Origin of the sequence: Pokkaliibacter sp. MBI-7 (assembly GCF_029846635.1) — a bacterium.
Lineage (GTDB): Bacteria > Pseudomonadota > Gammaproteobacteria > Pseudomonadales > Balneatricaceae > Pokkaliibacter.
The window spans coordinates 1,782,236-1,806,160 of the sequence record NZ_JARVTG010000001.1 but is presented as its reverse complement, the minus strand read 5'-3'; the positions used below and the strand labels follow the sequence as shown (position 1 = coordinate 1,806,160).

Below are 23,925 nucleotides of genomic sequence, written 5' to 3'. Positions count from 1 at the left end.
GCACGAAGTGGGCCATGTACCGGTTACGTTGATGCAGCGACGCACGGCATCGCTGCAAACCTGTACATGGCAGTGACGAGAGCGGTAAACAGAGCACAGGGGCTCAGGCTCTCAGGTGGGGCCTCGGCATCACACCGGGGCCTTCACCTGGCGTGTTAATCTGCCAGCGGTGGCTACCTTAGCAGCAGGTGGCCGGGCTCACAACCCTGCGGGAGGTATGCCCGGCCAGTGACCTCAGTTCGGGTCCAGTGGCGCGATCAGCACGGGGCGCTTGCTCCGCTGCAGCACTTTCTGGGCGCTGGAGCCGAGGAACAGCTTGGTCAGGTTAGAGTGGGTACGGGTACCCATGACAATCAGGTCGGCATTGATATGGTCGGCGACGTAGAGAATTTCCTCTTCGACGTTACCCACGGCGATACGGGCTTCAGGCTTGCCTTTGGGGAAGGTGAAGTCCGCGGGCAACTCGTCCTGACAGAAGGCTTCGATACGTTTGACCATGGTGGCTTTCAGCTCGGTCACGCCGGCTTCTTTCAGTTCTTTGTACATTTCTGCCGACAGATAATTGGAGATGACGTTCTCCGCAGTGTTGTTCATCGGCTCGATAACGTGGAGGAAGGTGATGCTGGCATTGTTCTGCGCTGCCAGTTTGACGGCCAGACGAAAAGCGGGACGTGAGTTGGTACCGAGGTCTGACGCGTAAAGGATGGTGTTGATTTCCGGTAACATGGCTGGTGCTCCTGAATGGTGGCAGGATGGGCTCTGCCGGTCTTGGTCGGAATCATTATCCGTCGTACTGCCGCTATGAAGTGTAGACGTATATCAAGGTTTGGATATTTAACCGCCAGCACAGCAACGCCTGCCGACTGAGATGAAACAGCACTTTGGGTCAGGTTCGCCGGCAGCATCCGCCCTATGCTGAGCGTTATTGCATAGAGGTGCCGATGAGTCACAACCCGCTAGCCTGCCCGCCGCGTTTCAGTCGTTTGCTGCGCTATATCGATGAGCATCTGCAGAGCGAGCTGAGCATTGACCAGCTGAGTGAGGTGGCGTGCTGTTCGCGCTTTCATTTTCAGCGTCAGTTCGCGGCGTGGATGGGGCTGAGCGTCGGCGAGTACGTGCGTTTGTGCCGCCTGAAGCGGGCATCTCTGCAGCTGGCCTTCCGCCAGCTGCCGGTCACCTCTGTTGCGCTGGACTGCGGTTATCAGGCGCCTGAATCATTCAGCCGGGTCTTTACCCGGCTGACCGGGCAGGCACCGCGGCAGTTCAGGCTGCAGCCGGACTGGCCAGGCTGGGCCAGCCATTTTGACCCCTTGAGCAGGCACAGGAGCAGGCAGATGAAGCCCTTATTGACGATGACACAGGTGGACGTAGTGGAGGTGCCGGCGATCTGGCTGGCGGTGCTGGAGCATCACGGCGACCCGCGCTTGCTGGGGGATTCGATACGGCATTTTATCCGCTGGCGTCAGCAGCATGGGCTGTCACCGCAGCGCCACGCGACCTATAACCTGTTCTACAACGACCCCGAGCAGACCCCGGCAGAGGATTTCCGGCTGGATATTGCGGTGGCCGTGCCGCAGCCCCTCAGTGACAGTGAGGCAGGTATCGTCAGCAGGATGCTGCCCGCCGGACGCTGTGCACGGTTGCGCCATGTGGGCAGTGATGATGGCCTTGGCGCGGCGATGCAGTTTCTCTATGGCCAGTGGCTGCCGCAGAGTGGCGAGAGCCTGCGTGACTTTCCCCTCTATTGCCAGCGACTGCGCTTCTTTCCCGATGTGGCAGAACACGAGGCGGAGCTGGATCTCTATCTGCCCCTGGCATCCCTGGCAACTGAACAGCAGGCTAGCCCCGGTATTGCGTCGGGGTGACACCGAAGTGACGGCGGAAGGTGCTGATAAAGTTGCTGATGCTGTCATAACCCACTTCCAGCGCGATGGAGGTCACACTCTGGCCTTCCATCAGCAGCTGCACCGCACGGGTCATCCGTGCCTGAGTGCGCCACGCCACCAGTGACAGGCCGGTTTCGCTGCGAAAATGGCGGCTGAGGCCACGTTCTGACAGGCCACAGTAGCTGGCCCACTCGGCCAGCGAACGTTTGTCGGCAGGGTCTGCCATCAGCTGATATGCCATCCGGTACAGGCCGGGGTGACTCGGCATCGGCAGGCACATGGGTTCGGTGCGTGCCGCCAGCAGTTCATCCAGCAACACCGCCATCAGGCGCTGTTGTGCCGGGGTCAGATCATGGGAGGTGCTCTGGCCATAGTGATACCAGCTGTTGATACGCTGGATCAGCGCCTGAGTCAGCTCCGTCACCACAAAGACCGCAGGCTGCTCGGGAAAGGCATGGCACAGGTCCGGGCGCAGGTAGGCCATCCAGGCGTTGACCGCATGCTGAGTGCGGGCGGAGTGCACCACACCCGGCGGAATCCAGCAGATGCGCCCCTGCGGCAGGGTCCAGTGGCGACCGTTCAGTTCGGTGGTGACGATGCCCTCGAAAATCGCCCAGATCTGCCCTTCGGCGTGGCAGTGGGGGTGGACTTCGGTGTCTTCCGTCAGGCTGTGGGTATAGACCTGAATCGGCTGACCTTCGGCGGTTTTGGGCTGGGTATACATGCTTGGCCTGATTCGATTATTGAATGGCCAAATGATGTTATCCCGCCAGTTTCAAAAGCGCCATCATAGGCTGCCGTCGTTTGCCAGGAGCCTGTCATGACCATTCATCTTTCTGCTGACCTGTTCCAGTCCCGCCATTCCGTCCTCGACAGCCTCGGGGTCAGCCCCTTCCGTTGCGAGTCGCTGCTGCGTGAGATCACCGATCAGCTGTACTGGGAGATCAGTCGCCGCCGTCTGCAGGGCGGTATTGCCGGGCGTCTGCCCTATTGCCAGAGCAAGCAGCAGTGGGCCGCCAAGGTGATGCAGGCCAGCCTGACCCAGGCGTTCGGCCCCATTGCCTGGGTCGATGCCGAAGGTGCCAGCGACGGCGAGCCACCCCGAACCTACTGGTACTATCAGGCCATCGAAGGGCTGGAGCACTTCAGCCAGTCGATGCCCATGTGGTCCGCCTCGCTGGTACTGGTGCATCAGGGCCAGACGGTGCTGGCGCTGGTGTACGATCCCGCCGCGCAGGAAATGTTTTCGGCAGTGCGGGAAGAAGGTGCCTTCTGCAGCCATGAGCAGCTGCAGATCGGTGACAAGACGCAGCTGGCTGACGCCGTGGTAGCGACCTGTCTGCCAGAACAGCCGGCGCTGTTGCACACCGCCCTGCAGGGCGTGGCAGAACTGGCGCCCGCTGTGCACCGCCTGCGAATGATGGCCTCAACCTCCCTGCAGCTGGCCTATGTCGCCTGTGGTCGTCTGGATGGCTACTGGCAGCATACCGGCAGCTACAACCCCTGCCGTGCCGGTGCTCTGCTGGTGGAAGAAGCCACGGGCTACGTCAGCTATCTGCACCGTCAGGGGCAGGCGTTACTGGTGGCCAGCAACAGGGTGCTGTCGCCGCTGTTCAATGCCCTGCTGGGCTGGTCCTGCTAAGGTCAGGGTGTAAGGCGTATCAGGACGGTACGAGTGGATGCGCTGCTGCATCCACCTTTGCGGGAGGGGGAATACCTTCCCGCAGTCATGCCTTTCCCTCTGCGTTTTGCTTGCACATTGTTGACTTCATAGCGGCAAACGATAATCATGCGCGATTTGTTATGTCATAACATGTCTTAAGGGGCGCATTGTGAGTCGGCAACACATCAAACAGGGACGTAAGAGTTCAGGGGGTAATCTCAGGGTCAGGTCGGTCATGCTGGCCGCCGCACTGTTGGGAGGATTACTGTCGGAGGTGTCGGCCAGAACACTGAACGTGGTGGGGCCGTGGGAAATGACCGGCATTGAACCGAGCCAGTCCGGCTATGTATTCACCCGCATGCAGGTGGCAGAAACCCTGACCGGTGCAGACAGTCAGGGACATATCGTGCCGCAGCTGGCCACCGCGTGGCAGGTCAGTGAGGACGGGCTACGCTGGCAGTTTCAGCTGCGCGAGGGGGTGACCTTCCATGACGGCACGCCGCTGACCGCCGCTATCGTCGCTGCTGAACTGCAGCGTGCCCATCAGGGCGCCGGTGTGCTCAAACAGGTGCCCGTCAAAACCATTCGTGCCGAAGGTTCACAGCTGGTGATTGAACTGGAACGGGTCTTTGCGCCGCTGCCAGCCTTTCTCGCCAATTACAGCACCCTGATTCTGGCGCCGTCTTCTTATACCGCGGACGGTAAGGTCAGCCAGATCATCGCCACGGGTCCCTATCAGATCGAAGCTATGACCCTGCCGCTCAAGCTGGAACTCAGGCGCAACGAGCACTGGTGGGGTGGCAAGGTGGCCATCGACAGTGCCAGCTATCTGGCGGTAGGCAAGGGCGAAACCCGGGCGCTGATGGCGCAGAGCGGTGAGGCCGATCTGGTGTTTTCACTGCTGCCGGTATCGCTGGCTGCCCTGAGTCATGATCCGCGTCTGCATACCGAAGTGGTGACCCTGCCGCGTACCCGTATGCTCAAGCTTAACGCCGGGTCGCCCCTGTTCAGCGATGTAAGGGTGCGTCAGGCGCTGAGCCTGGCACTGGACCGTCAGGGCATGGCCAAAGCCATTCTGCGTAACGATAAGGTCGCTGCCAATCAGCTGTTTTCCCCGGCCATGGGCGCCTGGCACGACAGCCAGCTGGCTCCCATTCCGCGTGATCTGGACAAGGCCCGCGGGCTGCTGGCCGAAGCAGGCTGGCAGGCGGGGGCAGACGGCATCCTGCAGAAAGACGGCCAGCCGTTTCAGGTGAAGCTGCTGACCTACTCCAACCTGCCGGAACTGCCGGTGCTGGCCACGGCGATACAGGCGCAGCTGCGCGAGGTCGGCATCGCCGTCGAGGTGGCTGTAGGTAACAGCTCGGAGATTGTCAGCCAGCATCGTGATGGTGTGCTGCAGATGGCACTGTTTGCCCGCAACTTTTCACTGGTGCCCAATCCCCTCGGCACCCTGCTGCAGGATTACGGCCCCGAAGGAGGTGACTGGGGAGCGATGGGCTGGAGTGACGCGCAGATGCAGAGCAGCCTGCAGCAACTGCAGGTGATCACCGATGCGGCTCAGCAGGCACCGCTGCAACAGCAGATCAACCAGACCCTGCAGCAGCAATTGCCGGTGATCCCGGTGGCCTGGTCGGAGCTGGCCGTGGCGGCGAGCCGCCAGCTGGAAGGGCTGCAGGTTGACCCGTACGAGCTGAGTTATCACCTCACCGGCCTGCGCTGGAAGAGTGGGGAATAACCCATGCAGAGGTCTTCACTCTGGGGCAAGGTGCTGCTGGGTCGCGCCGTGCAGGCGCTGCTGGTCAGCCTGCTGGTCGGTTCCCTGTGTTTTGCCCTGATGCACAGCCTGCCCGGTGACCCGGCCATGCGTATCGCCGCCGGACGCTATGGTCCTGATGCCATGAGCCTGCAGGCAGCAGAAGCGGTACGGCAGGAGCTGGGGCTGGAGCAGCCGTTACTGCAGCAATACGGGCGGGCGCTGTGGCAGCTGGCGCAGTTCGATCTGGGCCACTCGCTGGTGACGGGCCGCCCGATTGCTGAGGAGCTGCGGGTGCAGCTGGGCCATTCGCTGTGGCTGGCGCTGGCCAGTCTGCTGCTGTCATTGCTGGGGATTCCCCTTGGCATTGTCGCCGGTGCCCGTGCCGGGGGCTGGCTGGATCGTGGCAGTCAGGCGCTGGCCATTGGCGTGCGGGCGCTGCCGCCCTTTGTGCTGGGGCTGCTGCTGATGTGGCTGTTCAGTATCCAGCTTGGCTGGTTGCCACCTGCTGGCTTTGGCAGCTGGCTGCACCTGCTGCTGCCCTCGCTGACGCTGGCACTGGGGCTGGCGGCGCTGTCCTGCCGGGTCAGCCGCGATGCCATGGCGGAGGTGCAGCAGTCAGCCTATTTCACCTTTGCCCGTCACAAGGGGCTGCGCGGGCTGACGCTGATACAGCGCCACGGCCTGCGCAATGCGGCCATTCCGGTGGTGGCCTATCTCGGTGTGCAGGCGGTGTATCTGATCGAAGGCGTGGTGGTGGTCGAGTCGATCTTCGCCTATCCCGGCATCGGCCATGCCATGGTGCACGCCATCATCGCCCGCGATGTGCCCATGGTGCAGGGCACGGTGCTGACGCTGGGGTTGCTGTTTGTACTGATCAATCTGCTGATTGATGCCGCCTGCCGCTGGATCGATCCCCGTCAGGGAGGACAACGATGAACTCTGCAATAACGTCATCCACAACGGATATCCACGCCGCACTGGCGCAGGCAGCCAGGCCGCAGCCGAGCCGATGGGCACAGCAACTGGGCTGGATGTTGCTGCTGATATTGAGCGGTTTTGCCCTGCTGGGCCCGCTGCTGATCAGCACTGACCCGGACCGGCAGGATCTGCTCAACGCGCTGGCGCCGCTCTGGGGCGACTACCTGCTGGGGAGCGATCCGTACGGTCGCAGTATGCTGGCGCGGCTGGCGCATGGGGCGCAGCTGTCGTTTCTGCTGGCGCTGCTGACAACGCTGATGGCCGTGGTGCCCGGCGTTCTGCTCGGTATCGTAGCGGCCTGGCGCGGTGGCTGGCTGGAGAAGGCGCTGGTGGCACTGGCCGATATGATCATGGCGCTGCCCGGCCTGCTGCTGGTACTGCTGGTGATCGCTTTCGCGCCCGGTCACTTTGTCCCGCTGTGTCTGGGCCTGGCACTGGCATTGTGGGTGGAGTTTTTCCGCATCAGCCGCGCCCGCAGTGCGGTGATCCTGCAGCAACCCTATATCGAAGCCACCCGCATGCTCGGTTTCGGCCCCGGTTACATCCTGCGCCGTCTGTTGTTACCGGCGCTGGCACCGACGCTGCTGACCCTCGGCAGCTTTGCCATGAGTACCGCCATCATCGGTATTTCCACCCTCAGTGCCATCAGTGTCGGGGTCCGGCCACCGACGGCGGAGCTGGGCAGCATGATCGTCGAATTGCTGCCCTATTACGCGGAGGCACCGGCACTGGTGCTGCTGCCATCGCTGCTGATTTTTCTGCTGGTGCTGGCGCTGCAACTGATCAGCGGAGGGCGCAAACCATGAGCCTGTCACTGCGTATCGAACATCTCTCCATCCGTGCCGGACTGACCCTGCTGGTGCGGGATATCAGTCTGACTCTGACGGCCGGAACACCGCTGACCCTGCTGGGCGAATCCGGCTCCGGTAAGTCGCTGGTGATGCACGCCATTATGGGCAGCCTGCCCGACGGGTTGCAGGCTCACGGCCAGATCTGGCTGCAGCTGCCGGGCCAGCCGGCACAGGAGCTGCTGCGTTTGCCGACAGCGCAGCGGCAGGCGCTGTGGGGGCGAACGCTGGCGCTGTTGCCGCAGGAACCCTGGCTGGCGCTGGACCCGACCATGACCGTGCGCCAGCAGGTGCAGGAAGTCCATCAGCAGGTGCGCGGCCTGAGCGCGGCGCAGGCACGTCTGCAGGCGCTGGATAACTTGCAGGAGGTGGCGCTGCATGACGCGGTTGCATCGCAGCCGCCGGTGGCGGAGCGTTATCCGTTCCAGCTGTCTGGCGGTATGTGCCAGCGGGTCGCCATTGCCATGGCGGATGCGGCGGGCGGTCAGGTCTTGCTGGCCGATGAGCCGACCAAGGGATTGGACGAAGTACTGCGCGACAGCGTGGCGCAACAGCTGCTGCGTGAGGCGGCAGGGCAGCGACTGCTGCTGACCATCACCCACGACCTGCAGCTGGCACAGCAGCTGGGCGGAATGATCGGCGTGATGCGTGGCGGAGAGCTGCTGGAAGTGACGCAGGCGCAACAGCTGCTACAGCAGCCGCGCCATGACTACAGCCGCCGTCTGCTGCAGGCTGACCCGAGCCGCTGGCCGCTTCGTCAATCGTCATGGACTGATGCTGGTGGGCAGTTGCTGGAGGGGCGCGGGCTGAGCAAATACATGGGTGGCCGCTGCCTGTTCAGTGGGCTGCATCTGCGCCTGCAACCGGGGCAGATCACCGCCATCACCGGCCCCAGCGGCTGCGGCAAAACCACGCTGGGCAATATTCTGCTGGGCTTGCTGCCTGCGGATCAGGGTCAGGTGATTCGTGCGTCGGGGCTGACGTCATTGCAGCTGCAAAAGCTCTATCAGGATCCGCCGTCGGCTTTTGCCCCTCATCTCACTCTGGCGCAGGGTTTTGCCGACCTGCAGCGCCGTCACGGTTGCAGTGACAAGGCGCTGGCGGTGTTGCTGGAGCGACTGGGGTTGCATCCTTCCCTGCTGCAGCGTCTGCCTGTGGCCATTTCCGGCGGTGAGCTGCAGCGTATGGCCCTGGCCCGGGCGCTGCTGCTCAAGCCCCGACTCCTGCTGGCGGATGAGGCCACCTCACGTCTGGACCCGATCAGCCAGCAGCAGGTGATGCAGTTATTGCGTCAGCTGTGTGACGACGACGGGCTGGCACTGGTGCTGGTCAGCCATGATCAGGCACTGGTCGCACGGATGGCCGATCAGGTGGTCAGTCTGGAGGCGCATCGAGTAACGGCATAACACCGCTGTGGGCAATGGCGACTCTCCCGGTTATTGCCCACATCTCTTTCTTCAGGATGACCTCCGTGCTTCAGCGCTGGCTCCGTGTGCCGGGTGTGGTGTGGCGTGATATTTGCCTTATATCAACGATCACGCCAAATGCCCGGCCAATAGCCCTCATTGGCAGTGCATCCCGACATTCTGGACTAGTCTGAAACAGGTCTGGTGCTGATGAGCGGGGCAGCGGTGCCTGTCGTGCGCCCCCTGTCCGCCTCTTTTCCCCGTCTGCAGAAGGAGAGCCGTAGATGAAGCCCATGCTGATGATTCGCCATCAGATCACACTGACCCTGGCCGCCATTATTGTGCTGGCCATGCTGGTGATCTGGGCGGTAGTGGAAGTAAAGGTCAAACCTGACCTGATCAACGAGCGGCAGCATCAGCTCACTCTGAGTCAGGCCAGTCTGAGCGAGTTATTCAGCGCCAGACTGGAGAAAATTCAGTTGCTGGCCAGCACACTGGCGCTGGAGGGCAACTCACTGCCCCGCGATGAGGCACTGTTCAAGCAGGTCTTCCCGGCGGTGATTGATAATCACGGTGACAAGAGCATTGCCGGTGGCGGCATCTGGCCTGAGCCCGGTGCTTTTACCGCGGGCGTGGAGCGACGCAGCTTCTTCTGGGGACGCTCGGCCAGTGGCATGGACTATCTGGACGACTATAACGATCCCAAGGGCAGCGGTTACCACAACGAAAGCTGGTATCAGGTCGGCAAGAGTGGCAAGGCCAATCACTGCAGCTGGTCGGATGCCTACGTGGACCCCTTTACCAAGACGCCGATGATCACCTGTACCGTACCGATGCAGAAGGACGGCAAGTTCACCGGCGTGGCCACCGTCGACATGATGCTGGACGGCATCACCGCGCTGCTGCAACGCATTGGCGACGAGAATGGCGGCTATATGTTTGCCATTGATGCCAGTGGCCAGATGATCAGCTTCCCCAAACAGGTGGCCAATGTGGTCAAGGCGGACAACTCGATGATGTCGGGCAAGGAGCTGAGTGCCCAGCAGCCCTGGCTGGCCGCGGTGATGCAGGCCGCGACCACGCTGCAGGGCCAGCGCAACATGGCTCTGCCGGATGACGGCGTGCTCGACGGTGATGCCTACGTCAGCCTGATCAGGCAGCCCGATACCGGCTGGACACTGGGGCTGGTGGTGCCTGAAACCCGCATGACGGATATTGCCAGCAGCATGGGGCGTTTCCTGATGCTGGCAGTGGGTGTGCTGCTGGTGCTGGTCGGCATGCTGGCGGTGCTGTTCTTCAACCGCATTCTGGCCGGGGTCAATCAGACCACCGGGCAGATCAATGAGCTGGTGGAAGGGTCGCACTCACAGGAGCTGAGTGTCGGCAAGCTCAATGAGCTGGGCCTGCTGCGCCAGTCGGTCAACGCTTACGGCTACAAGCTCAAGCAGCTGCTGGAGAAGATTTACGAAGAATCGGCCTATCTGCTGCGTGATGCCGAGAGCCTCAAGCACTTCAGCCGTGACTTCCTCGGTAAGGCCTCCAGCCTCAGTGACGAGAACCATACGCTGGCAGCAGCGACCGAAGAGTTCGGCGCGACCGCGCAGGATGTGGCGAACTATGCCGCCGAGACCCGCTCAACCGTCGAGCGTATCCATCAGGATGTCCTGACCAGCGGCCGCGAAATGGAAGCGGTTATCGCCACCATGCGGGTGCTGACCGAGGTCATGACCGCGGCGCAGAACAACATCATCAAGCTCGACGAAGACAGCCGACAGGCCCATGGCATGCTGAATGTGATTCGGGGTATCTCCGAGCAGACCAACCTGCTGGCTCTCAATGCGGCCATTGAAGCAGCGCGTGCCGGGGAGTCCGGTCGCGGTTTTGCGGTGGTGGCTGACGAGGTGCGTAATCTGGCGGCCAAGAGCGAAAGCTCGGCCATCGAGATCGAGCAGGTACTGGGCCGCCTGCAGACCGCCTCGAAAGAGTCGGTGGCATCCATGGAGCAGGGCCGCAGCGAGACCGATAACGCCATGGGCAAGGTCGAGTCCACCGCGGCGCATCTGCGTCATGTGGTGGAGGCGTTTGGCGATATTACCCATCAGGCCACGCAGATTTCGGTGGCCGCCAGCGAGCAGCAGAAGGTCTCCGACAGCCTCAGCCAGTTCGTCAGCCGCCTGCGCGAACTGACCAGCGGCAACGCTGATGACTCCAGCCAGCTCAGCAGCATGAGTGAGCAGATCGATGCCATCGCCCGCCGGCTGAATGCGCTGAAGTAAAGCCGGGATGAGATTTTCCTGCTGTGGCTAGGCATTCCTCTCTATGCGTGTTTTGATAAGCGCCCGACCTGGCCGACAGAGCCGGGCGGGCTGTCAAACCGTCAACTGAGATAACGATAAGAGATGGAATATCCCGAACTTCTGGAAGAAATCTTCCATGCTGTGAAGCCTTATGTCGGCAAGGGCAAGGTGGCCGACTATATCCCTGCACTGGCACAGATACCGGGCGACAAGTTCGGTATGTCGCTGTGCCTGATGGATGGCCGTGAGTATGTCATCGGCGACGCCGACGAGCCGTTCTCCATCCAGAGTGTGTCCAAGGTGTTCAGTCTGGTACTGGCGCTCAACCGGCTGGGCTCGCAGGTGTGGGAGCGGGTCGGCAAGGAGCCGTCCGGCAACGCTTTCAACTCGCTGGTGCAGCTGGAGTACGAGAACGGTATCCCGCGTAACCCCTTTATCAACGCCGGCGCGCTGGTGGTCACCGACTGGCTGCTGGGCTGCAGCGTCGATCCGACCATTGAGCTGCTGGCCTGGCTGCGTGAAGCGACCGCTAACCCCGCTATTCATGTGGATCTGGAAGTGGCTGATTCGGAGTGGGAGCACCGTGACCGCAATGCGGCGCTGACCCACTTCATGAAAAGCTGCGGCAATATCCACAGCTCGGTCGACCGCGTGCTGCGCACTTACTTCGAGCACTGTTCCATTGCCATGAGCTGTCGTGATCTGGCCCGTGCCGGGCTGCTGCTGGCCGGTCATGGCAAGTCGCCACGCTGCTCCGACCGCTTCCTGACCCGCAGTCAGGCCAAGGAAGTCAACGCCCTGATGCTGACCTGCGGCACCTATGATGCGGCAGGCGATTTTGCCTTCCGCGTCGGCCTGCCCGGCAAGAGTGGTGTCGGTGGCGGCATTCTGGCGATTATCCCCAACCTGATGAGTATTGCGGTATGGAGCCCGGCACTGGATGCCAAAGGGAACTCCATGGCCGGGGTCGAGGCGCTGGAGCGCTTTACCACGCTGACCGGTATCTCGGTATTCTGAGAGCGCCAGCGCGTACTGAGATGGTATGAGCAGGAGTGCATACAAGGGCAGCGGTGGCTGCCCTTGTTGTTTGTCGGTACAGGGTCAGGCCCGTGTGGTACGGGGGCCGTTCTTTACCCGTTCGGCGGCGGCAATCAGCCGTTGTGCCACATCCACCATCCGCACCCCGCCATCCATCGCCGAACGCTGCATTTTGGCGTGAGCTTCGTTTTCACTGAGGCCGGATTCGCTCATCAGCAGATGCTTGGCGCGGTCGATCAGCTTGCGTTCGTTAAGGCTGGCACGGGCTTCGGTGAGTTCATCATTGGCCTGCTGCAGCTGGCGGGTCTGCAGTTGCAGCAGATCGAGGATGGAGCGCGATACCTGCGTCGGCATCACATCCTGCGGCTGCGGGGTGATGTCGCCAGCCTGCAGACTGAACAGCCGCGCCTGTTCCAGCGGCAGATGCTGTTCAGCCAGCTGGCCGAGCAGGCGGCGGTGGCTGCTGACCTCATCGCGGATCTCCCTGATGCTGTTCTTGCACTGCTCCTGCAGCTGCTGCGTCAGGTATTGCTCCAGTGCCTGCATGGCATTGATGCGCTGGGTCTGCATTTCAAACCAGAATTCACAGAGGCCGGTGTCGACACTGGCGGCGGGGTGGGTATTGGCGGCAATCTTGCGGAAGCCCTCGGTCTGGGTCTGCACCTCATTGGTGCAAATGACCTGCCAGCGTGCCTTGGCATCGTCCGAGGCATAACGCAGAAACACCTCAAAGCTGCGCTCCTGATTGTCGATCAGGCTCTGCATGCGCTGCTTGTGTTCGTCATCGAAATAGCCTTGAGCAAACCCCGCGACGCCGGTCGCGCGCTCCTGTCCGGCCAGCTCTTTGCCCTGCATAAAGTTGAACAGTGCCACCAGCGAGCGGGTGATCTCCGGATCGGCGGCGCTGTCAGCGGCTTCAAACACCACGGCCAGCAGGCCCCCAATCAGCTGGGTAAAGGCGGCAGTGGCGTCGCGGGCGCTGATCTGATGGTCGCGGATACGGCGGCGCAGACTGCCCAGCGACTCCAGGCTGTAGAGCACATGGGCGATGCGGATATACAGACGCCCCCGTTCTGCTGAGCCGACGGCATCCAGATCCATCAGCTCAAAGCCGCTGCGGACGATACGCTCCTGCGCGTCGCCTTCCTCGCTGAACTGATCCAGCTCGGTGCGGTAGTGGGTGGCGTTGCGGCCCAGATAGATATTGGAGTAGCCCCTTTCCTTCTGCAGGGCATGCACCAGCTGGGCGATATTGGAAACCAGTTTGCAGGTGTGGACCAGCTCCTCCAGCCCCTGCAGGTCACAGCGTCGTGCTGCCAGCATAAAGCGCAGCGCGGCAGGCATATTTCGTTCAGCCATGGTGTTTCTTGGTGTCATCGCAGCTATCGGTAGCACAGCTGCTGCAAGATACAGTCCAGAGCAGAGGGGAGCGGGTGTCAGGGCAGGGGCAGAAGAAAAGTGCGGCAGGATCGACGGCGTCGCGCTGATCCTGCCACCGGAACAGATGCCGGTTTACCAGCGCCAGGCGTTGGGGATCAGCAGCACCAGCACGGTGAGGATTTCCAGACGGCCCATCAGCATGCCGAAGGCCAGCAGCCATTTGGCACCGTCAGGCAGGCTGGCAAAGTTACCTGCCGGGCCGATGATGTCACCGATGCCGGGGCCCACGTTGGATACCGCGGTGGCGGCGCCGCTGAGGCTGGTCAGTACGTCCAGTCCCATGGTGGTCAGCGCCAGACCGATCAGGGCCACGGTCAGGCAGTAGAAGAAGGCAAAGGCGATAATGGCGCGCAGTACTTCATCACTCACCGTTCTGCCGTTATAGCGCTGCTCACGGATGGCACGAGGGTGCAGCAGCTGATGCAGCTGGCCCATCAGGGCGCGGGTGCAGAGCTGGAAGCGGAACATCTTGATGCCGCCGCTGGTGGAGCCGGAGCAGCCGCCCATAAAGGTCAGGAAGAAGAAGGTCAGCACCGCGAACGCACCCCACTGGGTGTAGTCGGTATAGGCAAAACCGGTGGTGGTGACCACTGAAATGACGTTGAAGGTGGTGTAGCGGAACGCCTCTTCCCAGCTCATGTAGGCATAGGCCGGCTGCAGCTTCAGCCATACCGCCAGAATGACAATCACAAACAGCAGGAAGCGCAGCAGGCCCTTGACCTGATCGTCCTGCCAGATCGGCTTGTTGGTGCGCTTGAAGATGCGTCCGTAGAGTGCCAGCGGCAGGGCCGACAGCAGCATGAAGAAGGAGCCCGCCCAGGCCAGGAACGGCTGGGTGAAGTGGGCAAAGGAGTCGTCGTAGTTGCCGAAGCCGCCGGTGGATACGGTCGCCAGTGCATGCACCAGTGCATCGAAGAAGCGCATGCCGCCGATCCAGAAGGTCAGCAGGCAGAGCAGGGTAATGCTGCCGTACACCTTGCCGATGCTGGCCGCCAGGGCACGGGCATTGGGCAGGTGATTATCGGAGCGGTCGGAGGATTCGGTCTGGAACAGTTTCATCCCGCCGACCCGCAGGAACGGCAGAATCGCCATCGCCATGACGATGATCCCGATCCCCCCCATCCACTGCAGCAGGCCGCGCCACAGCAGCATGCCGTGCGACAGGGTAGGCAGATTGGACAGCACCGTGGAGCCGGTGGTGGTGATGCCGGAAACGGTCTCGAAGATGGCGTCGGTCAGTGACAGATGCAGGCGCGAGAACATGAAGGGCAGGGCGCCGAAGAAGCTCAGCACCAGCCAGCTCAGTACCGTCAGCAGGAACAGATGGCGGGCACGCAGGTGCATACGGGCTCCGTAGCCAAGACCAAGCATGGTCAGGCCACTGCCGAGGGCAAGGATAAAGGACAGGGCAAAGGCGCCGCGGTCGCTGTCGCCCTCGAAGATCAGCAGCAGCCAGGGCGGCAGCATAAACAGTGACAGGAAGCAGGTAATGGCACCAAGTACGAAGCCGAGGGCACGCAGACGTGACAGGGTCTTGGTCAGGGGGCGTTCCGGTCCATAGGACTCCGTGTAGGAGTAGGAGTTCTGATCCATGGCTTAGGGTTTCATTGTTGGGTTAGCAGGGTAGCGCTGGGCCGCATAAGGGGTATTTCCACCTGGTGTCGTACATTTTTTATCCCTATTCTCTGCAGTGCATCTGCAGTCGGCTACCAAGTGTGAGTAGAAAATCGGCCGCACTCTGAACATCGCGATCTAGCTGTTCCACAAACGCCGCTGTCAGTCGGTGAACGGGCAGGTATTTGCAGAGTACTGGCGGGAAAAGCCGTTATTGCCTGTGCTACTGCCAGTCTGGCTGGTAGCAGGGGCAGGGCTTGTTCCACGCCGTATTGGCAGCAGTATAATCAGCTCCGCCGCTGGAAAGTGAAAAATTTGCGAATTGCCCGGCTGTTCGGCGCGCTGTCCTGCGGAATCCTCACACCCTTTGCTCTGGAGCCTCAATTGAATCCCTACTGGATGACTGGCCTGCTGCTGGTGTGCAGCAACGTATTTATGACCTTTGCCTGGTATGCCCACCTGAAGAATCTGGCGCAGAAGCCGTGGCTGATCGCCGCGCTGCTGAGCTGGGGGATTGCTCTGTTTGAATACATGTTCCAGGTGCCCGCCAACCGTATCGGCCATTCGGTGATGAGTGTGGGTCAGCTGAAAATCATGCAGGAAGTGATCACCCTGATGGTGTTTGTGCCTTTCTCCGTGTTCTATCTGAAAGAAAAACTGACCCTCGATTATCTCTGGGCCGGGTTGTGCATTCTCGGTGCCGTATTCTTTATCTTTCGCTCCAAACTGGGGTGAATGGCAGCTTGATCGATTTAGACTGTGTTTGTTATAACAACACCTCTTCGATTGTCTCAGTATGGATGAGACTGTAACGACAAGGATGTAGCCCTTTGGCAGTGCGTTACCTCATATCCTTCTATGCCATGTTGCTGAGCCGATCGTTGTGTTTAAACGACTCACAATAAGGATGCTTCACATGGCCATGTACCCTAATACCCAGCCCACAGCAGAGCAGGTAAATAACACGGCAAGTTGGCTTACTCTTGGCGAACTTCGTTTGGGTGATGTTATTGCTGTGCGCTCCCAAACGGGTGGTTCAAGGATGATTCGTGCCACTACCGCGTCCCCTTTTAGTCATCTCATTCTCTATATCGGTAATGGCCGTTCAGTCGATGCGATGCCAAAACCTGGGGTTCAAACGGATACGCTGTATCACAAATTAATAAGAGGTCACTATTCATTTGCAGGTGTTTTTCGGCACAAAACGGCAACAGCAGCTCAATTGTCTTTGGCGACGAGCTGGGCAGCGTCTCAAGAGGGAAAAGCCTATGACAATGTAAGTGCTGCCCGTGTTGGCCTTCAGCCCGGTGCGAATACAAGCTTTCTGCGCTATAGCACCGTAGGGGCAATTGTTACCTTGAAGGACATCAATGACGCTTCCAATAGTCCGATGGGGGAAGATGCCAGCTTTATGTGCAGTGAGTTAGTATTTCGGGCATTTCAGATTGCGGGTATTCCCCTTAGTGACCGCCCTGCTGCGACGATTGGCCCGGGGAGTGTCTTAAATGTGCATCAACTCTATTTTGTTGGCCGTTTGGAGGGGGCAAAGTGACCAAGATATTTCACACTGCACTGGCCTTTTTATTTCTGGCTGCTGTCTCTGCTTGTGGGCAGGCTAGTTCTGATTATCCTTCTTCATTACCAGGTTCTGCTGATAGCCAACCGGAAGATCAGGGCTTGGTTGGACCTGTTCATATAGCAGATCAATGGCAAGTCTTTAAATTTTCTAGGCCTATGACAATTAACAGGCAAGAAAATCAGAACATTCTTATTGGTCTTGATCCCAAGATTTATACCAGTAGTTTGATATGGCATATAAAAAATACACCCGATTTTAGGACAGATAATCCCCTGTCAGAAGAAAAATATGGTGGTTTCGGAATAAGAAAGTTAAGTGATGGGGAACTTATTGAGCCAGATATAGAGCTGATAGGTGACAATAAAGAGAATGTCCCCTTGAAATTAATTGGATCGCAGGCTTGGCCCAGCGGTGCTTTTAGTATTAAAAGTGGGTTGATGCCTGACAACATTTATGAGCTAAAACCAATTAACTATCCTGAGACTATAAAAGCCTTTGTTGCGTTCCAAGTGAGGTCTAATGTTCCTCTGGATGTAGACTATTTTATCTGGCGTATGGATGATTATGCTGGTCGAAAATAGGTGATAATCTTAATAAGATTAGGCTTGATTTTATATCAAGCCTAATTTTTACGTGAAATATTTGGGGTGTTATTTCTCTTAATATGGTTATGGTTAATTGTTTTCCTCAAATATTTTGAAATGTTTTTCAATGTATTCCTTATCAGGCATCGGACTTATTGGCTTATCTTTATATTTATTATATTGTTGGCAACACGCGTTGCTAACCACGACTTTTCCGGTAGCTGGATTGATAGAAATTAGATGCATGTCAAATAGCGTATGTATGTCTGCTCGAAGTAATAATCCATTTCCTTCATGGTATGACTGCTCCTCTGAGTGTGGAGTGATATGTGCAGCTTCTAGTGCATATATTGTTTTACAGTCAGATATAGCGCATGAATAACTATATCGTTCAAGAAGTCTGTGACGAAATAGTGCTTGTCCTCTACGAGACATAATATCTCTAGAAATTTTCTCATCAATTGTTTTTATAGTGTTTCCATTTTCCATAAAAAGAAGATTTTCAGTTTGGTCTATAGCTACAAGTGAAATTAAATTTCCTTTGTTTGCTATTTCAAAATTTACCGTCTGATTTGATGAAAGATTAAGTGTTTTTATTAGCTCTGGATAGCTAAGTTTTTTTATTTCCTTTCCGTTTATCTTGCATTTTTTTGGTGCGTTAAGTCTATATTGTCTATCTCCAACAGTCGTGTGGATTTCTAAATTATTAAATATGACAATGATTTCTTCATTTACTTCTGGTAGGAGGCTCTTGAAGTTTGATTTTTGTTCTTTGAATGAAAATACATGGGAATCACCTTTAGGTTCAACGGTCGCTATTACTTTCATGTTCTTTCCATAGTTTTTTGAATGACTTTTCAACGGTTTGTATGTTTCTTCTTTTCTGTCAATCCAGTATAGAAGGTCGCTATCTCTGCTCAAGATCTCTGACTAGAGATATGCTGCTCACGCGCTATAGCCTTAACCGCTTTTTCTCCAGCCGACGTACAAACTCCTCCAGAATCACCCGATACAACTCTTCGCCGAGATAAGCGTCCTCTACCTCTGAGTCGATGCTGGGATTGTCGTTGACTTCAATAACGAATACCTCATCGCCGCGCTGCTTCAGGTCGACGCCATAGAGACCATCACCGATCAGCCCGGCTGCCTTGAGGGCGACTTTCAGCACCTGCTTGGGCACCTTGGAGGCGGGCATGGTTTCAAAGCCACCGCTTTCTGCTTCACCGCCTTCGTGATGATGGTAAATCTGCCAGTGGCCCTGGCTCATGAAATACTGACAGGCAAAAATCACCTTGTTGTTGAGAATGCCGATGCGCCAGTCGTAATCGGTGTAGAGAAACTCCTGCACCAGAATCAGGTAGGACTGCTCAAACAGCTGCTGCAGGCTGGTGTCCAGCTCGTTGCGGTCCTTGACCTTGAACACCCCACGGGAAAACGCCCCATCGGGAATTTTCAGCACCATGGGGTAGCCCAGCCGCTGCTCCAGTTCGCTGAGCAGATCAGCCTGATCACGATTGACCACCACGGTTTTCGGGGTGGGAATACGATGGGTGCGCAGCAGATCTTCCAGATAGACCTTGTTGGTGCATTTGAGGATGGAGTTGGGGTCATCGAACACTACCATGCCTTCACTCTCGGCCTTTTTGGCAAAGCGATAGGTATGGTGGTTGATGGCGGTTGTCTCGCGGATAAACAGCGCATCGTATTCGGCCAGCCGGGCGTAGTGGCGCTTTTCGATCAGCTCCACCTCCAGCCCCAGCTTCTTGCCTTCACTGATAAACAGCTTCAGGGCAGTGGCATCGGAAGGCGGCATCTTCTCCTGCGGATCGTAGAGTATCGCCAGATCGTAACGGGCACTGCGGCGGGCACGGGGTTTGCGCCAGATCCGGCGTGAGAAGCGGTCCAGCGCTTCGGCGAAGCGGTCTTCATCGCTATCCTGCAGCTGCTGCAGCGCGACCGGGCGGATTTTACTCAGCCGCCAGTGGCTGCCTTTGCCTTCTCCCTCCTTACGGAAGCTGGCCTTGAGGATCGGGCAGGGAAACAGCTCAAACAGCTGGCGGGCCAGATCGGCCAGCGCCGGTTCGTGGGTTTTGCCGAAGAAAATCAGGATATCGGCTTTGGCGATCTCGATACCTTTGGGCAGTACCTTGTTGATCAGGCTGTCGAGGTCGGCGGTATCGAGGCTGTAGATACTCTTGTGGCTGAGGTCATTGAGGGTGCGCACACTGGGAATCACCCGATGGCCGCGGGCTTCGGCCAGCAATGAGCAGTAGTAGCCGGAGCCGAGGTATTTGAAGCTGCGGCAGAGGTTGATGACCTGCATCGGTTTGCCTTCCAGATGCTGGCTGGCGGTCAGGTATTGCTGGGCAGTCATCAGATCATCGGTGGGGTAGTAGGCAGCCCAGTCGGCGCGGTCGTCGACCAGAATAATCAGTTTGCTCATGGCCTTTCCTGGCGTGGCGACGAACATCGGTAGTTCGCTGCCCTGAAGTGAATGGAGCGGTGTTGTGCTATTAGCGTCAGCCGCTTGCAAAGCCAACAAGTCGTGACCAAGCTTCCACATAGAGTGATATATCACGGGGACGTAACAGGATGAGGCTGAGTTACAGGTCATCCGTGCGCTCCTCTGACAACAAGAAAGGAGTCTCTATGACGGCGCCCTGGCATTTGCGTCCGGCAGGTCTGCGTGACCTGGAAGCCCTGATCGAGCTGGAAAACGCCGGATTTGCGGGTGATCGCCTGTCGCGGCGATCTTTCCGGCGGTTTCTGCAGAACGAACATGATCTGTTGCTGATTGCCGAAACCGATGGCCATCTGGCGGGCTACAGCCTGTTGCTGTGCCGTCAGGGCACCAGCCTGTGCCGGCTGTATTCGCTGGCGGTGTCACCGCAGTATCGGGGCCGGGGGCTGGGCGAGGTGTTGCTGCGGGCGACCGAACAGGCGGCGCTGGAGCGTCACTGCAGTCATCTGCGCCTCGAAGTACGGCCCGATAATCACGCTGCCATTCGACTTTATCGCCAGCTGGGCTATCGCCAGTTCCAGTTGCTGCATGATTACTACGAGGACCACGCGGATGCGTTGCGCTTCGAGAAGCGGCTGCTTTATCCCAGGCACGCGCGCCTGCCGCCGGTGCCGTTCTACGCCCAGACCACAGAATTCACCTGCGGCCCGGCCTGTCTGATGATGGCGATGAAAGCGTTGAATGGCCGTCTGGAACTGAACCGGCGACTGGAGCTGCAGTTATGGCGTGAGGCCACCACCATCTTTATGACCTCGGGCCACGGCGGTTGCAGCCCTCACGGGCTGGCGCTGGCGGCGCACCGGCGCGGCTTTGAGGTGCGACTGCATGTCAGCAGTCTGGGTGTGCCCTTTATCGATGGCGTGCGCAATGAGGGTAAGAAGGAAGTTATCCATCTGGTGCACGAGGATTTTCTGGCACAGCTGCAGCAGGAACAGATTGCCATTCACGACGAAGGCCTCAACAGCTCGATGCTGGAGCAGTTGCTGGTGCAGGGCTGGATTCCGCTGATTCTGATCTCCAGTTACCGCATTTCCCGCAGCAAGGCGCCGCACTGGGTGGTGCTGTCCGGCGCCGATGATCATTTTTTCTATATTCATGATCCGGACATAGAGTGGGAGAAAGATAAGTCCAGCACTGATAACGTCCATGTGCCCATTCTGCGCAAGAACTTCCTGCGGATGGCACAGTTTGGCAGGCAACAGCTGCAGGCGATGGTGCTGGTGCGTAACACAAAGGTCGCTATAGAGCATGATTTTGATCAGGAACAGACGGTGTAAGGTTACCTTAAGGTGGATATGTGTCGTGATTTAGGGCTGGTTGTTTTTTGTGCTGAACGTAAGCTGTAACGGTCAAGGAACCGATGTCACATCGGCCCCGACAGAGGAAGTGTTAGAAGCCGATTGATTTAAAACTGTCCGGAGTCTCCCATGTTTTCCACCAAGTTAAAGCAACAACTGGCGGCCAGTCAGACGGCACTGGAACAACATCAGTTTATGCTCCAGGCGCTTAACCGATCCATGGCAGTGATCGAGTTTGATCTGGATGGCAAAGTGCTGCAGGCCAATGACAACTTCCTGCGGCTGATGGGGTATGCCCTCGATGAGGTCGTGGGTAAACACCATAGCCTGTTCTGCGACAAGGCACTGGTGAACAGCCCTGACTATGCGGCGCGCTGGGCCCGCCTGCGCAAAGGAGAGTTTATTGCCGACCAGTTCAAGCGCCTGACCAAACAGGGTGGTGTGGTGTGGCTGGAGGCTTCCTACAATCCGGTTTTGGACAGTAATGGTAAGCCCTACAAGATCGTGAAGTTTGCCACCGACATCACGGCCAAAGTGAACGTCGAAGCGGATGCGCGGGCCAAACTGGAAGCGGTTGATCGCTCCAATGCCATTATTGAATTCACCCCCGATGGCACCATTCTGACCGCCAATAAAAACTTCCTGCAGACCATGGGCTATGAGCTGAGTGCCATCAAAGGCAAGCACCACAGCCTGTTTTGTGACGCAGATTATGTGCGATCCCATGAGTACACGCAGTTTTGGCAACAACTGCGCAGCGGGCAGTTTATGACGGGCCGCTATAAGCGCCTTGGCCGCAACGGGCAGGTGGTCTGGCTGGAAGCCAGCTATAACCCGGTGTTTGACCGTGATGGCAAGCTTTACAAAGTGGTGAAATTTGCGGTGGATATCAGCCGTGAGGTGGAACAGAACGAGAGTGAGGCGCGCAGTGCGTCACGTGCCTATCACATCGCAGCGGAAACCGAGCGGGTGGCTGAGCATGGCACGGTCATCATTCAGGATGCCGCCACGGAAATGCGCCAGATTGCCGATATGGTCAAGACCTCTGCAGATGTGATCGCTGATCTTGGCAGGCAGTCTGAACAGATCACTGCCATCGTCAACAGCATTCGCGGTATCGCGGACCAGACCAACCTGCTGGCACTGAATGCGGCCATCGAAGCGGCGCGAGCCGGTGATCAGGGCCGTGGTTTTGCGGTGGTAGCCGATGAGGTGCGCTCACTGGCGGCGCGTACCAGCCGGTCAACAGCCGAGATTGCCGAGATGATCGAGAAAATTCAGGGCGGCACCCAGGCTGCTATCAGCAGTATGAGTGGCAGTCAGGAACAGGCGCTGCGTGGTGTGGAGCTGGCCAATCAGGCGGGGTCGGCGATTGTGCAGATCCGTGATGGCGCGCGCGATGCGGTGCAGGCGGTCAGTATCTTCGCCAATGTGCTGGATGAGGCGGAAGTGGCCGCCAGTTATCACCACTGACTACAGCGCTCGTGATTCTGTAAAAAAACCACCCCGGCCAGTGCCGGGGTGGTTGTTTCACGCAGAGGGGCAGGATGTGTTACTCATGAAAGGTGTAGGAGCCCAGCTCACACAGATCCAGCCCGTACTCTTCCATCACATCCCCATCCGCAAATTCAGCGCGGATATCGTATTCACAGGTGGTCAGGCCGTCCTGAATGGTGACCGTGCCCTGTTCACCACTGCGTAGCACATCGCCTTCCAGCAGGTCATCCTGCCAGTGTTTGGACGTCCCCGGCGAGACGTGGAAACTGGTCATATTCACCGAGGTATTGTTGATCAGGGTGAATTCCAGATCCTCTGCCTGGGCACTGCTCTGATACAGCATCGCCAGTGTGGCAATAGCACTGGCGATCAGTGTTGTTCTTATCATCATGACTCTCCGGCTAGGGCCTGTTAGCAGGCTACTGACAACTATAGTTCAGCCCTGCACGGGCGCTGGCTGGACGCCGAAAAAGTTCCCCGGCCGGTAGCGTTGTTCAGTGATTTGACGTCATTGTGGTCAGCCTTTTGTCTGGATACGGTGCTGAAAGGTCGTCAGCAGCTGCTGTAGCTGCCGGGTGCCCAGCAGGGGATGAGGCGTGGCCCGGGTAGCCAGCACAATATCCGTGCTGGGCAGAGGCGGCAGGTCGAGAGCCTGCTGGCTCTGTAACAGGTCTGCCGGTGCCGAGCAGCGTGCCATGGCACTGATGGCCTGACCGTTGCGCACCAGGGTCGCCAGTAGCGTCGGGCTGCTGGCCGTGCAGATCACTTCATAGGCCCGGCCCTGTTTCTCCAGCCCATCGCGGGCCGCTGTGTGAAATTTACAGCTGGGCTCGTACAGTGCCAGCGGCAGGTGTTTATGTGCGGCCGGGTCGAAGTGGTCGGCGACCAGCCATACCCCCTCATCATGCAGCAATACATGGCCTTCATCGGTATCGGGCAGCCGGGTCAGCACGGCCAGCTCCAGTTCTCCCTGATCGAGCAGCGGGCGCAGATCGGGTGAGTTGGCGGTGATGATCTGGATACCCACCTGCGGTATCTGCTGCCGCAGTGCCTGAATCAGCGACGGGCAGATCATGTCCATGTAGTCGCTGGGGCAACCAAGACGAATAGGCTGATCGGCCCATCCCTGTTTGAGCCTGACTGCCGCCTCATCGTGCAGCAGCATGATGCGGCGGGCATAACCCACCAGTACTTTACCCGCTTCGGTCAGTACCAGATCACGGCCTTCCTTGCGGAACAGTGGCTGGCCACTGTGCTCTTCCAGTCGCTTCATCTGCATGCTGATGGCGGACTGGGTGCGGAAGCTGTGCTTGGCGGCGCGGGTGAAGCTGCCGGTATCCACTACCGCCAGAAAGGTTTTCAGCAGATCAATTTCAAGAGACATGAGGGTTCCAAAACGGCACCAAAGTGCCACTGTTTGCCGAAGTAGGCGTATTTTGCTCTATAAAAGCCGATCTATCACCGATTTTGATAGCTGCCTGCAAGACTATTCGTTTGTTACGTCCCGATGCTTCGCC

The 23,925-nt window shown here is 58.5% G+C and carries 21 protein-coding genes; 13 read left to right on the top strand and 8 right to left on the bottom strand.

Annotated elements, in window-relative coordinates; translation table 11 throughout:
* Positions 1 to 234: 234 nt before the first annotated feature.
* Complete coding sequence (locus QCD60_RS08075; RefSeq protein ID WP_104151879.1) at positions 235 to 726, bottom strand: universal stress protein; 492 nt, start codon at positions 724 to 726, stop codon at positions 235 to 237.
* A gap of 215 nt (positions 727 to 941) precedes the next feature.
* On the opposite strand from QCD60_RS08075, the gene QCD60_RS08070 reads away from it, so the two are divergent.
* Positions 942 to 1,865, top strand: coding sequence for an AraC family transcriptional regulator (locus QCD60_RS08070; protein ID WP_279784073.1), 924 nt, complete (start codon positions 942 to 944; stop codon positions 1,863 to 1,865).
* Here the strand turns inward: QCD60_RS08070 and QCD60_RS08065 are convergent.
* Entirely contained in the window at positions 1,840 to 2,610 is a 771-nt protein-coding gene (locus QCD60_RS08065) for a helix-turn-helix transcriptional regulator (protein ID WP_279784071.1), read from the bottom strand. The two genes, QCD60_RS08070 and QCD60_RS08065, sit on opposite strands and share 26 nt — an antisense overlap.
* Before the next feature lie 96 nt (positions 2,611 to 2,706).
* Here QCD60_RS08065 and QCD60_RS08060 point away from each other — a divergent pair, with 96 nt between their 5' ends.
* From QCD60_RS08060 to QCD60_RS08030, 7 genes are all read left to right on the top strand, one after another.
* Positions 2,707 to 3,528, top strand: a complete 822-nt coding sequence (locus tag QCD60_RS08060; protein WP_279784069.1) for an inositol monophosphatase family protein — start codon at positions 2,707 to 2,709, stop codon at positions 3,526 to 3,528.
* A gap of 190 nt (positions 3,529 to 3,718) precedes the next feature.
* Complete coding sequence (locus QCD60_RS08055) at positions 3,719 to 5,287, top strand: ABC transporter substrate-binding protein (RefSeq protein WP_279784066.1); 1,569 nt, start codon at positions 3,719 to 3,721, stop codon at positions 5,285 to 5,287.
* 3 nt (positions 5,288 to 5,290) lie between these two features.
* The gene (locus QCD60_RS08050; protein WP_279784064.1) at positions 5,291 to 6,244 is read left to right on the top strand and encodes an ABC transporter permease; all 954 of its coding nucleotides are present in this window, start codon (positions 5,291 to 5,293) and stop codon (positions 6,242 to 6,244) included.
* Positions 6,241 to 7,092 carry an ABC transporter permease subunit gene (locus QCD60_RS08045; RefSeq protein ID WP_279784062.1) on the top strand — a complete coding sequence of 284 codons (852 nt, stop codon included), beginning with the start codon at positions 6,241 to 6,243 and terminating at the stop codon, positions 7,090 to 7,092. The genes QCD60_RS08050 and QCD60_RS08045 overlap by 4 nt, the downstream gene beginning before the upstream one ends.
* Entirely contained in the window at positions 7,089 to 8,540 is a 1,452-nt protein-coding gene (locus QCD60_RS08040) for an ATP-binding cassette domain-containing protein (RefSeq protein WP_279784060.1), read from the top strand. The genes QCD60_RS08045 and QCD60_RS08040 overlap by 4 nt, the downstream gene beginning before the upstream one ends.
* Positions 8,541 to 8,824: 284 nt before the next feature.
* Positions 8,825 to 10,816, top strand: a complete 1,992-nt coding sequence (locus tag QCD60_RS08035) for a methyl-accepting chemotaxis protein (protein WP_279784058.1) — start codon at positions 8,825 to 8,827, stop codon at positions 10,814 to 10,816.
* Positions 10,817 to 10,939: 123 nt separating this feature from the next.
* Entirely contained in the window at positions 10,940 to 11,854 is a 915-nt protein-coding gene (locus QCD60_RS08030; RefSeq protein WP_279784056.1) for a glutaminase, read from the top strand.
* An 84-nt stretch (positions 11,855 to 11,938) separates the two neighbouring features.
* Here the strand turns inward: QCD60_RS08030 and QCD60_RS08025 are convergent, their stop codons facing one another.
* Positions 11,939 to 13,234, bottom strand: a complete 1,296-nt coding sequence (locus QCD60_RS08025; RefSeq protein ID WP_279784054.1) for a nitrate regulatory protein — start codon at positions 13,232 to 13,234, stop codon at positions 11,939 to 11,941.
* Positions 13,235 to 13,387: 153 nt separating this feature from the next.
* Entirely contained in the window at positions 13,388 to 14,908 is a 1,521-nt protein-coding gene (locus tag QCD60_RS08020) for a TrkH family potassium uptake protein (RefSeq protein WP_279784052.1), read from the bottom strand.
* 327 nt (positions 14,909 to 15,235) lie between these two features.
* Between QCD60_RS08020 and QCD60_RS08015 the strand changes: the two genes are divergently transcribed.
* The 3 genes from QCD60_RS08015 to QCD60_RS08005 all read left to right on the top strand — a co-directional run bounded on the left by QCD60_RS08015 (position 15,236) and on the right by QCD60_RS08005 (position 17,089).
* Complete coding sequence (locus QCD60_RS08015; protein ID WP_347950184.1) at positions 15,236 to 15,664, top strand: DMT family protein; 429 nt, start codon at positions 15,236 to 15,238, stop codon at positions 15,662 to 15,664.
* A 181-nt stretch (positions 15,665 to 15,845) separates the two neighbouring features.
* A complete protein-coding gene (locus QCD60_RS08010; RefSeq protein WP_279784050.1) occupies positions 15,846 to 16,481 on the top strand; it encodes a hypothetical protein in 636 nt (211 codons plus the stop codon).
* A complete protein-coding gene (locus QCD60_RS08005; protein WP_279784048.1) occupies positions 16,478 to 17,089 on the top strand; it encodes a hypothetical protein in 612 nt (203 codons plus the stop codon). Before QCD60_RS08010 ends, QCD60_RS08005 begins: the two co-directional genes overlap by 4 nt.
* 93 nt (positions 17,090 to 17,182) lie before the next feature.
* Here QCD60_RS08005 and QCD60_RS08000 read toward each other — a convergent pair whose 3' ends face one another.
* On the bottom strand, positions 17,183 to 17,920 hold the full coding sequence (locus QCD60_RS08000; RefSeq protein WP_279784046.1) for an HNH endonuclease signature motif containing protein: 738 nt from the start codon (positions 17,918 to 17,920) through the stop codon (positions 17,183 to 17,185).
* Between the two features lie 124 nt (positions 17,921 to 18,044).
* On the bottom strand, positions 18,045 to 19,535 hold the full coding sequence (locus tag QCD60_RS07995) for a RimK family protein (RefSeq protein WP_279784044.1): 1,491 nt from the start codon (positions 19,533 to 19,535) through the stop codon (positions 18,045 to 18,047).
* A gap of 206 nt (positions 19,536 to 19,741) precedes the next feature.
* Here QCD60_RS07995 and rimI point away from each other — a divergent pair, with 206 nt between their 5' ends.
* The gene (gene rimI, locus QCD60_RS07990; RefSeq protein WP_279784042.1) at positions 19,742 to 20,890 is read left to right on the top strand and encodes a ribosomal protein S18-alanine N-acetyltransferase; all 1,149 of its coding nucleotides are present in this window, start codon (positions 19,742 to 19,744) and stop codon (positions 20,888 to 20,890) included.
* Between the two features lie 150 nt (positions 20,891 to 21,040).
* The gene (locus QCD60_RS07985; RefSeq protein ID WP_279784040.1) at positions 21,041 to 22,384 is read left to right on the top strand and encodes a PAS domain-containing methyl-accepting chemotaxis protein; all 1,344 of its coding nucleotides are present in this window, start codon (positions 21,041 to 21,043) and stop codon (positions 22,382 to 22,384) included.
* A 79-nt stretch (positions 22,385 to 22,463) separates the two neighbouring features.
* Here QCD60_RS07985 and QCD60_RS07980 read toward each other — a convergent pair whose 3' ends face one another.
* Both QCD60_RS07980 and QCD60_RS07975 read right to left on the bottom strand, forming a co-directional pair.
* A complete protein-coding gene (locus QCD60_RS07980; RefSeq protein WP_279784038.1) occupies positions 22,464 to 22,799 on the bottom strand; it encodes a hypothetical protein in 336 nt (111 codons plus the stop codon).
* Positions 22,800 to 22,925: 126 nt separating this feature from the next.
* The gene (locus tag QCD60_RS07975) at positions 22,926 to 23,792 is read right to left on the bottom strand and encodes a LysR substrate-binding domain-containing protein (RefSeq protein ID WP_279784036.1); all 867 of its coding nucleotides are present in this window, start codon (positions 23,790 to 23,792) and stop codon (positions 22,926 to 22,928) included.
* Between the last annotated feature and the right edge of the window lie 133 nt (positions 23,793 to 23,925).

Coding starts and splice junctions, on each gene's coding strand:
- QCD60_RS08030 (WP_279784056.1), top strand. CDS start 10,940: ATGGAATATCCCGAACTTCTGGAAGAAATCTTCCATGCTGTGAAGCCT.
- QCD60_RS07975 (WP_279784036.1), bottom strand. CDS start 23,792: ATGTCTCTTGAAATTGATCTGCTGAAAACCTTTCTGGCGGTAGTGGAT.
- QCD60_RS08050 (WP_279784064.1), top strand. CDS start 5,291: ATGCAGAGGTCTTCACTCTGGGGCAAGGTGCTGCTGGGTCGCGCCGTG.
- QCD60_RS08020 (WP_279784052.1), bottom strand. CDS start 14,908: ATGGATCAGAACTCCTACTCCTACACGGAGTCCTATGGACCGGAACGC.
- QCD60_RS08040 (WP_279784060.1), top strand. CDS start 7,089: ATGAGCCTGTCACTGCGTATCGAACATCTCTCCATCCGTGCCGGACTG.
- QCD60_RS07995 (WP_279784044.1), bottom strand. CDS start 19,535: ATGAGCAAACTGATTATTCTGGTCGACGACCGCGCCGACTGGGCTGCC.
- QCD60_RS08000 (WP_279784046.1), bottom strand. CDS start 17,920: ATGAAAGTAATAGCGACCGTTGAACCTAAAGGTGATTCCCATGTATTT.
- QCD60_RS08010 (WP_279784050.1), top strand. CDS start 15,846: ATGGCCATGTACCCTAATACCCAGCCCACAGCAGAGCAGGTAAATAAC.
- QCD60_RS08025 (WP_279784054.1), bottom strand. CDS start 13,234: ATGGCTGAACGAAATATGCCTGCCGCGCTGCGCTTTATGCTGGCAGCA.
- rimI (WP_279784042.1), top strand. CDS start 19,742: ATGACGGCGCCCTGGCATTTGCGTCCGGCAGGTCTGCGTGACCTGGAA.
- QCD60_RS08070 (WP_279784073.1), top strand. CDS start 942: ATGAGTCACAACCCGCTAGCCTGCCCGCCGCGTTTCAGTCGTTTGCTG.
- QCD60_RS08065 (WP_279784071.1), bottom strand. CDS start 2,610: ATGTATACCCAGCCCAAAACCGCCGAAGGTCAGCCGATTCAGGTCTAT.
- QCD60_RS08060 (WP_279784069.1), top strand. CDS start 2,707: ATGACCATTCATCTTTCTGCTGACCTGTTCCAGTCCCGCCATTCCGTC.
- QCD60_RS07980 (WP_279784038.1), bottom strand. CDS start 22,799: ATGATGATAAGAACAACACTGATCGCCAGTGCTATTGCCACACTGGCG.
- QCD60_RS08045 (WP_279784062.1), top strand. CDS start 6,241: ATGAACTCTGCAATAACGTCATCCACAACGGATATCCACGCCGCACTG.
- QCD60_RS08035 (WP_279784058.1), top strand. CDS start 8,825: ATGAAGCCCATGCTGATGATTCGCCATCAGATCACACTGACCCTGGCC.
- QCD60_RS08075 (WP_104151879.1), bottom strand. CDS start 726: ATGTTACCGGAAATCAACACCATCCTTTACGCGTCAGACCTCGGTACC.
- QCD60_RS07985 (WP_279784040.1), top strand. CDS start 21,041: ATGTTTTCCACCAAGTTAAAGCAACAACTGGCGGCCAGTCAGACGGCA.